General features: G+C 72.0%; 11 protein-coding genes. 4 read left to right on the top strand and 7 right to left on the bottom strand.

Translation table 11 applies throughout. The annotated features are described in order from the left end of the window. The first annotated feature begins 127 nt into the window (after positions 1 to 127). Entirely contained in the window at positions 128 to 2,749 is a 2,622-nt protein-coding gene (locus ACQPYY_RS27600; protein ID WP_433591551.1) for a LuxR C-terminal-related transcriptional regulator, read from the top strand. 37 nt (positions 2,750 to 2,786) lie between these two features. Here ACQPYY_RS27600 and ACQPYY_RS27595 read toward each other — a convergent pair whose 3' ends face one another. After that, on the bottom strand, positions 2,787 to 3,104 hold the full coding sequence (locus tag ACQPYY_RS27595; protein ID WP_433591550.1) for a hypothetical protein: 318 nt from the start codon (positions 3,102 to 3,104) through the stop codon (positions 2,787 to 2,789). Positions 3,105 to 3,432: 328 nt separating this feature from the next. Between ACQPYY_RS27595 and ACQPYY_RS27590 the strand changes: the two genes are divergently transcribed. Next, a complete protein-coding gene (locus ACQPYY_RS27590; RefSeq protein WP_433591549.1) occupies positions 3,433 to 6,261 on the top strand; it encodes a helix-turn-helix transcriptional regulator in 2,829 nt (942 codons plus the stop codon). A 6-nt stretch (positions 6,262 to 6,267) separates the two neighbouring features. Here the strand turns inward: ACQPYY_RS27590 and ACQPYY_RS27585 are convergent, their stop codons facing one another. The 4 genes from ACQPYY_RS27585 to aroA all read right to left on the bottom strand — a co-directional run bounded on the left by ACQPYY_RS27585 (position 6,268) and on the right by aroA (position 9,359). Beyond that, a complete protein-coding gene (locus tag ACQPYY_RS27585) occupies positions 6,268 to 6,792 on the bottom strand; it encodes a nitroreductase family deazaflavin-dependent oxidoreductase (protein WP_433591548.1) in 525 nt (174 codons plus the stop codon). A 27-nt stretch (positions 6,793 to 6,819) separates the two neighbouring features. Then, positions 6,820 to 6,975: a hypothetical protein gene (locus ACQPYY_RS27580; RefSeq protein WP_379094106.1), complete on the bottom strand. Its 156-nt coding sequence runs from the start codon at positions 6,973 to 6,975 to the stop codon at positions 6,820 to 6,822. A gap of 78 nt (positions 6,976 to 7,053) precedes the next feature. Beyond that, entirely contained in the window at positions 7,054 to 8,115 is a 1,062-nt protein-coding gene (gene rsgA, locus ACQPYY_RS27575) for a ribosome small subunit-dependent GTPase A (RefSeq protein WP_379094109.1), read from the bottom strand. Then, positions 8,058 to 9,359, bottom strand: coding sequence for a 3-phosphoshikimate 1-carboxyvinyltransferase (aroA, locus tag ACQPYY_RS27570; RefSeq protein WP_433591547.1), 1,302 nt, complete (start codon positions 9,357 to 9,359; stop codon positions 8,058 to 8,060). The genes rsgA and aroA overlap by 58 nt, the downstream gene beginning before the upstream one ends. 105 nt (positions 9,360 to 9,464) lie before the next feature. Between aroA and ACQPYY_RS27565 the strand changes: the two genes are divergently transcribed. Further along, positions 9,465 to 9,755 carry a hypothetical protein gene (locus tag ACQPYY_RS27565; protein WP_433591546.1) on the top strand — a complete coding sequence of 97 codons (291 nt, stop codon included), beginning with the start codon at positions 9,465 to 9,467 and terminating at the stop codon, positions 9,753 to 9,755. A gap of 52 nt (positions 9,756 to 9,807) precedes the next feature. Here ACQPYY_RS27565 and ACQPYY_RS27560 read toward each other — a convergent pair whose 3' ends face one another. Beyond that, complete coding sequence (locus ACQPYY_RS27560) at positions 9,808 to 11,316, bottom strand: aldehyde dehydrogenase family protein (protein ID WP_433591545.1); 1,509 nt, start codon at positions 11,314 to 11,316, stop codon at positions 9,808 to 9,810. A gap of 146 nt (positions 11,317 to 11,462) precedes the next feature. Between ACQPYY_RS27560 and ACQPYY_RS27555 the strand changes: the two genes are divergently transcribed. Next, the gene (locus tag ACQPYY_RS27555) at positions 11,463 to 12,230 is read left to right on the top strand and encodes an SOS response-associated peptidase (protein ID WP_433591544.1); all 768 of its coding nucleotides are present in this window, start codon (positions 11,463 to 11,465) and stop codon (positions 12,228 to 12,230) included. 68 nt (positions 12,231 to 12,298) lie between these two features. On the opposite strand, the gene ACQPYY_RS27550 is transcribed toward ACQPYY_RS27555, so the two are convergent. Continuing rightward, positions 12,299 to 12,601 (bottom strand): hypothetical protein, encoded by a 303-nt coding sequence (locus ACQPYY_RS27550; protein WP_433591543.1) that lies wholly within the window; start codon positions 12,599 to 12,601, stop codon positions 12,299 to 12,301. Between the last annotated feature and the right edge of the window lie 35 nt (positions 12,602 to 12,636).

Below are 12,636 nucleotides of genomic sequence, written 5' to 3'. Positions count from 1 at the left end.
GAACTCGATTGCGCGTTAATTGAATTGCTCCTATTGATCTTGTGATCTGCGTCATTCGGGACAATTTGTGCCAGTTGCTTGCGGAGGGCTTGGTTGCACGCTATTAGCTAGACTAAATTTCCCGAATGTGTGGGAGGACCTGAAGCTCTACGGGAGGGAACGAGAACGCGGCCACGTGGATCGCGTTCTCGCGGCGGCACGTTCGGGCCGCGGTGCGGCGCTGGTGCTGTCGGGCGATCCGGCGATCGGCAAGACCGCGCTACTGCGGGCCGCGCTCGACCGGGCCGCGGACTTCCGGGTGCTGCGCTGCCAGGGCATCCGCGCCGAATCCGGCCTGGACCACGCCGCCCTGCACGAGCTGCTGCTGCCGGTCGCCGACCGGCTGCCGCTGCTCCCGCCCGCCCAGGCCCGCGCCTTGGGTGTGGTGCTCGGCCTCGACGCCGGTCCCGCCGACGCGTTCCTGGTCGGGGCCGCGCTGGTGCGGCTGCTCACCGAACTCGCGGCCGAGCAGCCGCTGCTGCTGATCGTGGACGAGGCCCGCCTGGTCGACCCGGAATCGGCGCGGGCCATCGTCTTCGCCATCCGCCGCCTCACCGCCGCCCCCGTCGCGCTGCTGGCGGCGCTGCGCGACGACCCGGCCGACACGCTGTGGCGGGACCTGCCCGCGCTGCGGGTCACCGGCCTGCCCGACGCGGAGGCCCGCGGCCTGCTCGCCGACCGGTACGGTCCGCTCGGCGCGCTGCGCCTGAGCCGGATTCTCTCCGTGGCCGACGGCAACCCCCTCGCCCTGCTCGAATTGCCCGGTGTCGTGGGCGATCTCGCGGGCACCGCCCCCGAACCCATGACCCTGGGCCCCGGCGTGCGCACCGCGTTCGGCGAACGCGTCGCCGCCCTGCCCGCCACCGTCCGGACCCTGCTGACCGTGGCCGCCACCGAGACCCGCGGCGTGCTCGGCGTCGTCACCACCGCCGCGGCCGCCCTCGGCGTGGACTCCCAGGCCTGGGAGTACGTCGCGGCGACCGGGCTGCTCGCCATCAGCGACGGTCGCGTCGAACGTACCCACCCGCTGCTGTGCGCCGCCGTGCACGCGGCCGCGACCGTGGCCGAGACCCGGGCCGCCCAGCTGGCCGTCGCGGACGCGCTGACCGGGACCGGCGATCACGACCTGAGCGCCTGGCACCGCGCCCTCGCCGCGGGCCGACCCGACGAGGACCTCGCCGCCGCGCTGACCGAACGGGCGACCGGCGCCGTGCACGGGCCGATGGCCGCGGCCGCCATGCTGCGCCAGGCCGCCGCCATCTCACCCGATCCGGAGCGGGCTGGGGAGCGGCTGGCCGCCGCGGCCCGATTCGCCTGGGCGGGCGGCGATATCGCCTCCGCGCACGGCCTGCTCGACCGCGCCGTCGCGCGCCTGGGCCCCGAACGGGCCGCTACGGCCGCGCGCGGTCTGGCCGGACTGCTGGAATTCGTTGCGGGAGAACCGGAACGGGCGAGCCGCCTGCTGCTGCGCGACGCCGAACTGGTGGACCCGGCGACCGCCGCCAACCTGCGGGTCGACGCCGAACGCGCGCGCTGGGTCGCCGGGCACGGCGTGCTCGACCTGGATCCCGCGGAAATGACCGTGCGGGAAGGCATCTCCCGCTTCCACACCATGATCCGGCCGCTGCCGCCCGCCCCGCTGGTGCTGCTGTGGGGGTTGGCCGAGACCGCCCTGGAGCCGTACACCCAAGCGGCGGCGTCGCTGCGGGGCAGCGCCGCCCCGGCGGCGGTGTCGCTACTGCCGCAGCTGGCCATCCTGCAATTCGCCAACGGCCGCTTCCCGGCCGCCGAGCGCACCCTGGCCGAGGCGTTCGAGCTGGCCGAGGCCGGCGGCGTGGACAACGTGCTCGCCCAGTGCTGGGCGCTGCGTGCGAAAATCGCCGCCCTGCACGGTGATTCGGACGGGGTGCTGGCGGCCGCGGATCGGGTGCTGGCGCTGGCCCGGCCGCGGCGCGCGCACGCGGTCATCGCGTCGGCGCACTGGCACCTGGGCTTCCACGCCCTCAGTCTCGGCGATCCGGAGACCGCGTACCTGCGCCTGCGCACCCTGGCCCAGCCCGGCCACGACGCCCGGCATCCCACCTACGCGCGGCTGGCCGCCGTGGATCTGGTGGAGGCGGCGGTCCGGGTGGGCCGGCACGACGAGGCCGCCGGGTACTACGAGGAGATCCGGGACTGGGCGTTGCGCTCCCGCGCCGACTGGGCGGTCTCGGCCGCCTACACCTGCCGGGCGCTGCTGTGCACGGACGATCGCGCCGACAAGTACTTCCAGCGCGCGCTGGCCGTGCGGCGCACCCGCCACGATCTGAACCAGGTGCGCACCCGCCTGCTCTACGGCAAGTGGCTGCGCCGGGCCCGCCGCCGCGCCGACGCCGCCGAGCAATTGCGTTCGGCCGCCGAGGCGTTCGAGGGCATGGGTGCGGCCCAGTGGGTGCTGCGCGCCCGGCAGGAGCTCGAACTCACCGGCCGCCGGGCCGCGCCGGTCACCGCGCACGGCGAGACCTCGGTGCTGACCGCGCAGGAGCTGCGGGTGGCGCGGTTGGCGGCCCACGGACTCACCAATCGGGAGATCGGGACCGAGCTGTTCCTCAGTCCCCGCACCGTCGGGCACCACCTGTCGCGGGTGTTCGGCAAGCTGGGGCTCAGCGGCCGGTCCGATCTGGTGGATGTCGACTTCGACAACGGCATGCGAATCGTGCGGCCGCGCTGAGGCTTCCGGCTCGCGGTGCGCCGTGGCTTTCGACCGGTCAGTCCAGGTTGACCGACTCGCCCCAATAGCGCGGGTCCCAGTTGATCAGGATCATTCCGGCCACGCTGCCCGCGCAGCCGCCGCAGGCGTGCACCTGGATCACGCTGTCCACGTCGGCGTCCCCGGCCATGACGGCGCGGGTGGACAGCCACACCGCGCGCAGGTGCAATGCCGCGGGTCTGCCGCAGCGGACGCATTCGGGCAGCGCGTCGTCCGGGTCGTTGCGCCCGATCCGGACCTCCGGGGTGACGGGTGCTCCCGGGCCGAGGGCTGCGTCGAGGAGCGGCGAGAATTCCTTGCGCTCACGGTCTTCCACCAGCGCAGGCTAACTATTTCCGGCGGGGTCCGCACGCCGTGCGACCGAAACGTGTCCTGGGCTCGGAACGGTGCGGGCCGGAATGTTTAACCGGGGCGCCGCCGGGAATGCAAGAGAAAGCGTTTCGGAGCGATGTCCGAATCAGGGTTCCTTATTCGCGCCCGCATTTTAGTCCTCCCGATCCGGAAGAGAATCGGTCATCGTATCGGTCGGTCAATCGGTCGATCGAGAAATGTCCGGAATCGCTTATCCCGGCGGGGATCTCAGCCGCTGGGAAGATCGCGTTTACAGGTTTGCCGGTTGCTCGTAATGCGAGGTACCTTGCGACGTGCGCGAGATCCGGGTGCTCCAGGGGAGGGAACGAGAACAGAACGAACTGTCTCGGGTCCTGGCTCAGGCGCGCGCCGGTCACGGCGGGGGAATGCTGCTGTGGGGAGAACCCGGGATCGGGAAAACCGCGCTACTGCGTGACGCCGAACAACGCGCCACCGAATTTCGAGTTCTGCACTGCCGCGGAAATTCCGCCGACAGCGGAGTGGATTTCGCGGCATTGCGCGAACTGCTCGGTCCGCTCGCCGATCGTGTGCCCGCGCTGCCCGATCCGCAGGCCCGCGCCCTGACCGCCGCCCTCGGCCGCGGACCCGGCGCGGCGGACCGGTTCCTGGTGGGCGCGGCCGTGGTCTCCCTGCTGGCGGCCGTGGCCGCGGATCAGCCGGTCCTGCTCATCGTCGACGACGCGCAGTCGGTGGATCTCGCGACCGCCCGCGCCCTCACCTTCGCGCTGCGCCGCCTCGGCGGCGTCCGGGTGGCCCTGCTGGTCGCCATGCGCGACAGCCCCGCCACCACGGTGTGGCAGTCACTGCGGGTGCTGCCGGTCGCGCCGCTGCCCGACCCGGAGGCGCGGCGGCTGCTGGCGCGGCGGGCGGGCGGCGTCGGCGCGCCCCGGGCGAACCGCATGCTGAAGCTGGCCGGCGGAAACCCCCTGGCCCTGCGCGAATTCCTGATCGACACCGAGGACGGCGCCGGAATCGCGTGGGGACCCGCGCCTTTCGGCCCCCGCCTGCGCGCCGCCTTCGCCGAGCGGCTCGCCGCCCTGGACCCGGGCATCCGCCTGCTGCTGGTGGTCGCGGCCGCCGAGGACCGCGGCACCCTGTGCCCGATCGCGTCCGCCGCCACCGAACTCGGTGTCGCCCCGGCGGATTGGGAGCGGGCATTCGAGGCGGGCCTGCTGGTCGTCACCGACGGCCGCGTCGACATGCGGCACCGCCTGCTCGGCGGCGCGGCCTACGACGCCGCCCCGCCCGCCCAGCGTCGCGCCGTCCACCTCGCCCTGGCCGCCGCCCTCCCCGGCTCCGGCGGCGAACAGCTCCGCGCCTGGCACCTGGCCGCCGGACTCGACACCCCGGATCCCGAACTGGCCCGCGCCCTCGCCGACGGCGCACCCCGCGTCCTGCGCCACAACGGCCCCCTCGCGGCGGCCGCCGTCCTGCGCCGCGCCGCCGCCATCACCCCCGATCCGGACACCGCGGGTCTCCGTCTCGCCGCGGCGGCCCAATTCGCGTGGGAAGGCGGCGATATCGAATCCGCCCGCCGCCTGCTCACCCTCGCCGAATCCCGCACCACCCCGGCCGCCATCACCACCACCGCCGCGGGGCTGCCCGGCCTCCTCGAACTCGTCGCCGGCGACCCCGCCCGCGCCCACACCCTGCTGCTCCGCGACGCCGACGCCATCGCCGCCCGCCTCCCAGAGATCCCTGTCCCCATCGCGGGCGCGTCCTTGCCGGTGCCGCCCGTTTCGACGGTGCGCCCCGCGGGGCCCGAGGAGGTCACCGCCGCGAGCGCGAATTCGGCTCTGTCCGGTCGTGATTCGACTGTCTCGCCGTCCCCTACGGCGACGGAATTCGCGGGCGGGAACTCACGGCGCGAGCGCGGGGCCGACCTGGTCGCCGGCTTGCGGCTGCTGGCGGAGCGGACCGAGTGGGTGCTCGGGCAGGGCGTCGACCGGCCGATGGACGGGCAGCTGGAGGCCGTGGTGGCGGAGTCGTCGCCGACGTACGCGGTGCAGCTGCTGCCGCCCGCGGCGCAACTGCTGGAGTGGGGGCTGGCCGAGGCGGGGCTGGAGCCGTACCTGACGGTCGCGGCGGGGCTGCGGGCCGCGGGCGATCGGGCGGCGGCGGTCGGGATGCTGCCGCAACTGGCCACCATGCAGTTCGCGACCGGGCGGTGGGAGGCGGGGGAGGCCACCCTCGAGGAGGCGTTCGACCTGGCGTCGGGCGCGGGCGCGGACAATATCCTCGCCCAGTGCTGGAACCTGCGGGCCCGGCTGGCCGCCCAGCGCGGCGACGCGGACCTGGTGGCCGACAGCGTGGAGCGCGCGCTGGCGCTGTCCCGCCCGCACGCGGTGCCGCTGCTCACCGGCGGCGCCTACTGGCACCACGGCTTCCACGCGCTCACCGCCGGTGACGCCGAGGCCGCCTATCGCCGGCTGCGGGCGCTGTCGCAGCCGGGCCACGAGGCGGCGCATCCCACGCTGGCCCGGCTGGCCACCCTCGATCTCGTCGAAGCGGCGTGCCGCGTGGGTCGTTTCGACGACGCCGCCGCGCACTCGGAGCACATCGTGCTCTGGGCGCGGCGGTCCCGCGCCCGCTGGGCGCTGGCCGCCGCCTACGCCTGCCGCGCGCTGCTCGCGGAGGAGGACCGCGCCGAGCACTACTACCGGCGTGCGGTCGTGGCCGGCGATTCCCGGCACGGCAGCTTCGGGCGCGCCCGCACCCAGCTGCTCTACGGCAAGTGGCTGCGCCGGGTCCGCCGCCGCCGCGACGCCGCCGAGCAATTGCGGCTCGCCGCGGACGGTTTCGAGCTGATCGGCGCGACCGCCTGGGCCGCGCGCACCCGCACCGAACTCGATCTCACCGGCACCGGGACCAAACCCGCCGGCGGTTCGGACACTCCGCTGACCGTGCAGGAGTCCCAGGTGGCCCGGCTCGCCGCCCAGGGCCTCACCAATCGGGAGATCGGCGCGGAACTGTTCCTCAGCCCGCGCACCGTCGGCCACCACATGTCCCGGATTCTCGAGAAGCTCGGTCTCACCGGCCGTTCCGAGCTGCGCGGCATCGACTTCGACAATGGCATGCGGCTGACCCGCCCGCGGCTGTGACCCCGCTCAGGCGCGGGTGAGTTCGAACAGCCGGAACCGGCGCGTCCCCGCCAGCCGCTGCTCCATGGCGTAGCCGGGCCAGAATTCCAGCGCCCGCCGCCAGGCCCGATCCCGATCGCCGCCGGTCAGCTCCCGGACCCGGACCGGGAACCGCTCGCCCCGCACCGTCAGCTCGGCCGCTTCGGCGTGCCGCAGATTGGCCGACCAGGACGGCTGTTCGGGCTTGCCCCAGTTCGACGTGACGATCAGGAACCGCTTCTCGTCCAGGAGATCGGGCGTGTAGAGCAGACTGACGGTGCGCGGCAGCCCGGTGCGGCGGCCCGCCACCGTCAGCTCCACCGCGGGCAGGCCCGCCACATCGAGAATCCCCTTGCGGCCTCGGGTGGTTCGCCGTGCGAGCCGTTCGAGGACGAAGACCAGCGGGGCGGCGCGCATGACGGTGCGGCGGCGGGCCAGCGTCCGCCCCAGTCGAGGGATCGGATTCCAGCGGGCGGGAGCGCCGGGGCCGCGCTGCCATTCAGCGAAAACCATGTCCCCGATTATGTTGCCGGGCCGCCGCTAGGGCGCCCAACGCGCCCGGTCCCAGTCGTCGTTCCAGTCGTTCGGGTCGGCGGGGGAGCGGTCCTCGTCGTGTTCGCGGCGCAGTTTCTTCTTCTCGTCCTCGCGCGGGTCGGCGTCGTCGTCATGCTCGCGCGGCGGAGTTTCCTCGCTCATGACTTCCCTTCGTGCCTGTTATGCACAAAAGGTATCGAATGGGCGATTCTTCAGCTACCGGTGGCGGCCCGTGTCGCCTCAGGATTCGCTGTTGCCGCGGAACCAGGGGTCGTTGGAGTTCAGCGCGGTCAGCAGGCGGCGGATGGCCGCCACCCGCTGCTCTTTGCCTTCCAGCAGGTCGAGTGCACATTCCGGATCGGCGGGCGGGCCCAGGTGGGTGCACCCGCGCGGGCAGTCCTCGATGGCGTCGGCCAGATCCGAGAAGGCGGCGATCACGTCGTCGGGAGTGATGTGGGCCAAACCGAACGAGCGCACGCCGGGCGTGTCGACCACCCAGCCATCATCGGGCAATGGCAACGCCACCGACTGGGTCGAGGTGTGCCGGCCCTTGCCGACTCCCGACACCTCGCCGACCGCGCGTTCGGCATCCGGGACGAGCCGGTTCACCAGGGTGGACTTGCCCACCCCCGAATGCCCGATGAACGCGGTCAGCTTGTCGTCGAGCAGCTCCAGCACCGGCTCCAGGGGATCCTCGATGCCCGCGTAGACGATGGTGAGATCCAGATCCTCGAAGGCCGAGGCGAATTCGGAGTCGGCGGCCAGATCGTGCTTGGTGAGGCACAGGATCGGTTGCAGCCCACCGACATACGCCGCCACCATGGCCCGCTCCACGAACCCGGTGCGCGGTGGCGGATCGGCCAGCGCCACCACGATGAACAGCTGCTCGGCGTTGGCCACCACCACCCGCTCGAACGGGTCGGTGTCATCGGCGGTGCGGCGCAATACCGTTCGCCGTTCGGACACCCGCACGATGCGGGACAGGGTGTCGGGCTTGCCGGACAGGTCGCCGACCAGATCCACCTGGTCGCCGACCACGATCGGGGTCCGGCCCAGTTCGCGCGCCCGCATGGCGACCACGCCGCGCTCCGGATCCCCGTCCAGCACGCACCCCCAGCGGCCGCGGTCCACCGAGACCACCATGGCCGCTTCGGCATCCAGATGCTGCGGCCGGGTCTTGGTGCGCGGTCGCGAGCCCTTGCCCGGGCGCACCCGGACATCGGACTCGTCGTACTCGCGGCGCCTCAGCGTCCTGCTCCCGGCTCGCCGGCGTGGTCCGCTCCGGCCAGCATGCTCTCCCACAACCCGACGAATCCGGGCAGCGTCTTGGCGGTGGTGCCGATGTCCTCGATCTCGACGCCCGGCGTCACCAGGCCGATGATCGCGCCCGCGGTGGCCATCCGGTGGTCGGCGTAGGAGCGCCACTGCCCGCCCGTGAGCGGGTTCGGCACGATGGCCAGACCGTCGTCGGTCTCGGTGGCCTTGCCGCCGAGCCGGTTGATCTCGGTGGCCAGGGCCGCCAGCCGGTCGGTCTCGTGCCCGCGCAGGTGCGCGATGCCGCGCAGCCGTGACGGCGAATCCGCCAGGGCCGCAAGGGCGGCCACGGTCGGGGTGAGCTCACCCACGTCGTGCAGGTCGATGTCGATGCCCGCCAGGCGTTCCGGACCGCGCACGGTCAGCACGTTCTCGAAGAAGCGCGCCTCCGCGCCCATGCGCACCAGGATCTCGCGGATCACGTCGCCGGGCTGGGTGGTGATCCGCGGCCAGTGCGGAATGCTCACCTCGCCGCCGGTGACGGCGGCCGCGGCCAGGAACGGGGTGGCGTTGGACAGGTCCGGCTCCACGTCCCAGTCCACCGCGCGGATCGGGCCCGGCGCGACGGTCCAGGTCTGCGCCTTGCGCGGATCGTTGGGGGCCTCGACGCGAACGTCGGCCCGGCGCAGCATCTCCACGGTCATCTCGATGTGCGGCATGGACGGCAGCGCCGCGCCGTCGTGGTTCACGGTGACGCCTTGCTCGAACCGCGCCGCCGACAGCAGCAGCCCCGACACGAACTGCGAGGAACCCGACGCGTCGATGGTGACCGGCCCGCCGCGCAGCGCCCCCGTCCCGTGCACCACGAAAGGCAGCCGGTTGCCGTCGATGTCGAGGCCCAGCGCCCGCAGCGCGTCCAGGATCGTGCCCAGCGGCCGCGCCCGCGCCTGCTCGTCGCCGTCGAAGGCGACGTCGCCGCCCGCCAGCGCCGCCACCGGCGGCAGGAACCGCATGACCGTGCCCGCCAGCCCGCAATCGACCATGGCGCTACCGAATTCGGCGGGCGGAGTCACCACCAGCGTGCTGCCGTCACCCTCGATCCCGGCGCCCATAGCCCGCAGCGCCGCGATCATCAGATCGGTGTCCCGGCTGCGCAACGCCCCGGTGATGGTGGACGGCCGATCCGCCAGCGCGGCGAGGATCAGCGCCCGATTGGTAATGGATTTGGACCCGGGCAGGGTCACGGAAGCGTGGACGGGAACTCGGACATGGGGCGCGGGCCAGAAAGTCACAATGCCTATCCTCCCAAATGACCGGGGTCTCGGGGGGCGCACGTCCCGTTCTCGCCCGGACCGCAACCCTCGACGTATACGTATACGAGTACGTATGCTGGGTGGGTGATCGATCCCATCAGCTTGGTAATCGGTGGCGCGCTTGTCGGCGGCGGCTGGCTCGCGGGCCGATTCGGCCCCCGCCGCACCAAGTCCGAGCAGCCGAGTCCGGCGCTCTGTGGCTGCGGCCACGACCTGGCCCTGCACGACCGCGAAGCGGGCCACTGCCACGCCGAGAACTTCCGCAAGACCGGGGCGGGCATCAAAGCCTGGGCGCGGTGCCATTGTCGGCGCTACACCGGCCCGACCCCGCTCGAGGAGTTCTTCGCCGCACCGCCGTTGCCGCCGACCACCTGACGCACAACGCCGGTCCCCGCAGGAACCGGCGTTGTCGCAGTGGGTGTTTCGCCTACTTCGCGCGGCCGTGCACCAGGGGCACGATCTTGCGGAGCAGCTTCATGGTGCGGTCGGTGCGGGTGTAGGACAGCAGCGCCATGCCCGGAATCGTGAAGCGCTGCACCGCGATCGAGTGCGGGCGGGCGAATTCCAGCAGGCCGGGGGCGCCGTGGATGCGGCCGATGCCGGAATCGCGGACGCCGCCGAAGGGCAGGCCGGAGATGGCGGCGTAGGACAGCACCGAGTTCACCGAGGTGCAGCCGACCTCCAAGCGCCGGGCGATCTCCATGCCCTGCTTCTTGGAGTAGACCGCCGAGCCCAGGCCGTACTTGCTCTTGTTGGTGAGCTCCACGGCCTCGTCCACGCCGCTGACGGTGCGGATGGTGACGGTCGGGCCGAAGGTCTCCTCGCACACCGCTTCCGAGGACTCGTCCACGTCGACCAGGATGACCGGGTCGATGAAGGAGCCCTTGACGGACTCGGGCCCGCCGAGCACCGCGGTGCCGCCGTTCTTCAACGCGTCCTCGATGTGCCGGCGCACGATGTCGACCTGGCTCGGCATGGTCATCGGCCCGTAAGAGGCCTTGTCGTCGGAGCCGGGCTTGATGTCGGTGAGGATGCGCTTGACCTCGGCCACGAACTCGGTGGCGATCGACTTGTCCACGTACACGCGCTCGACGCCCGCGCAGGTCTGTCCGGAGTTGGCGGTGGCGCCCCAGGCGACGGCGTCGGCGGCGGCCTTGATGTCGGCGTCGGCGGCCACGATCACCGCGTCCTTGCCGCCGCACTCCAGCAGCACCGGGGTGAGCGACTCGGCGGCCGAGGCCATGATCTTCTTCCCGGTCGCGGTGGACCCGGTGAACGCCAGCTTGTCGACGCCGGACTTCACCAGCGCGGCGCCGGTGGCCCCGTAGCCGTTGATGGTGACGAACACCCCGTCCGGCAGTTCCGGGTTCGCCTCGGCGAACGCCTTGGCCACGAAATTGCCGATGCCGGTGGAGAATTCGCTCGGCTTGAACACCACGCAGTTGCCCGCGGACAGCGCGTAGGCGATGGAGCCGTTGGGGGTGTAGACCGGGTAGTTCCAGGGGCCGATGATGCCGACCACGCCCAGCGGGCGGTACTCCAGGTGCGCGGCGAAGTTGGCCATGAACGCGCCCGGCGCGACCTTGCGGGGCTTGAGCACCTTCTCGGCGTTGGAGGCGGCCCACTTGATGTGCTCGAGCGCCAGCATGAGCTCGAGGAACGCGTCGTCGACGGGCTTGCCGTTCTCGGCGTGGATGAGCTCGCACAACTCGTCGGACTTCTCGACGAGCTTGCTGCCCCAGCGCAGCACGTGCTTCTTGCGCTCGGCGTAGCTCAGTGCGCCCCAGGTGGCGGCGGCGCTGCGGGCTTTGGCGACGGCAGCGCGCACGGCCGCCTCATCATCGATCCGGTAGGTGGCGAGGGCCTCGCCGGTGGCAGGGTTGACGGAAGTCAGCGTCTCGGCCTGATCGAGCGGGGCGGCTTCGGTTGCAGTCATTGTGCGGCGATCCCTTGATGAGAGTGTGATGAGACGAACGTCTCACACCGTCCAAGTGATGTCAATTGCCATCACATTGATGGCGATTCGATTCGCGGGCGCGGTGGTCCTGGTGGGTGTCGGTGACCGGTGGCAGCATGGCAGGCATGTGCGGTAGATACGCGACCACGACGAATCCCGCGAAGCTGGCCGTCGAGCTCGACGCCATCGACGAGACCGGCGACAAGGGCTTCGACCCCAACTACAACGTGGCCCCCACCAACCAGGTGCTCGCCGTCGTCGAACGCCACGACCGCGACCACCCCGAGGACCCGGCCGCCCTGCGCCTCCGGGCCATGCGCTGGGGCTTGATCCCACCCTGGACCAAGACCGCCGAACCGGGTGTCCCGGTGAAGGGCAAACCGCTCTTCAACGCCCGCGCCGACAAGGCCGCCACCACCGCCTCCTTCCGCGACGCGGTGAAGAAGCGCCGCTGCCTGGTGCCGATGGACGGCTGGTACGAGTGGATCACCGAGGCGGGCGGCACGGGCAAGGCCGTCAAGCGCCCGTACTTCATGTCCCGCGCCGACGGCGGCCGCCTCTATATGGCGGGCCTGTGGTCGGTCTGGCGCGACCGCGAGCTCGGTGACGCCGCACAGCCGCTGCTGTCCTGCACGATCCTGACCACCGATGCGGTCGGCGATCTCACCAAGGTGCACGACCGCATGCCGCTGCCCATGCCGCGCGAACACTGGGCGGCCTGGCTGGACCCGGATCACCCGGCCCCGGAGGAACTGCTGGAAACGCCTGCCGCCGCGGCGGTTTCGGACATCGTGATCCGTGCGGTGCCGTCGCTGGTGAACAGCGTCAAGAACAACGGCCCGGACCTGTTGGCGACCGTCGACGAACAGGCGGGTCAGATCAGCCTGATCTGACTCGCTACCTTCACGAATCGTGCCCCGCCGCGGGACGCGGCGGGGCACGGGAGTCCTGCGCGGTCGGATCAGCCGCACTTCACCGTCGGGATGCCGATATTCAGCGCGCACTTCAAGGTGTCGGCCATGGAGTCGATCATCTTGGTGACGATTCCGCCGCCGAGCTTCTCGGCCTTGTCGACCCTCTCGTCCTTCTTGGGCGCCGCCCCTCCGCCGGGGGCTCCCGGATCCGGGAAGCTCGGGCCCTGCGGCGCGACGGGCACCGGGACCGGCGCGGCCGTCGCGGTCACGATGGTCACCGGGCCCGCGCTCAGCGTCAGCGCGAGTACTCCGGCGGCGGCAATTGTGTGAATACGCCGATGGCGAGACATAAACCGCATCACATCCTCGGTTCGAAACGGACCTT

The sequence above is a fragment of the Nocardia sp. CA-145437 genome (genome assembly GCF_050956485.1).
Taxonomy (GTDB): Bacteria; Actinomycetota; Actinomycetes; order Mycobacteriales; family Mycobacteriaceae; genus Nocardia.
This window is presented reverse-complemented; position numbering and strand designations above follow the sequence as displayed.

Coding starts and splice junctions, on each gene's coding strand:
- ACQPYY_RS27580 (WP_379094106.1), bottom strand. CDS start 6,975: ATGAGCGAGGAAACTCCGCCGCGCGAGCATGACGACGACGCCGACCCG.
- ACQPYY_RS27560 (WP_433591545.1), bottom strand. CDS start 11,316: ATGACTGCAACCGAAGCCGCCCCGCTCGATCAGGCCGAGACGCTGACT.
- ACQPYY_RS27585 (WP_433591548.1), bottom strand. CDS start 6,792: ATGGTTTTCGCTGAATGGCAGCGCGGCCCCGGCGCTCCCGCCCGCTGG.
- ACQPYY_RS27555 (WP_433591544.1), top strand. CDS start 11,463: ATGTGCGGTAGATACGCGACCACGACGAATCCCGCGAAGCTGGCCGTC.
- ACQPYY_RS27550 (WP_433591543.1), bottom strand. CDS start 12,601: ATGTCTCGCCATCGGCGTATTCACACAATTGCCGCCGCCGGAGTACTC.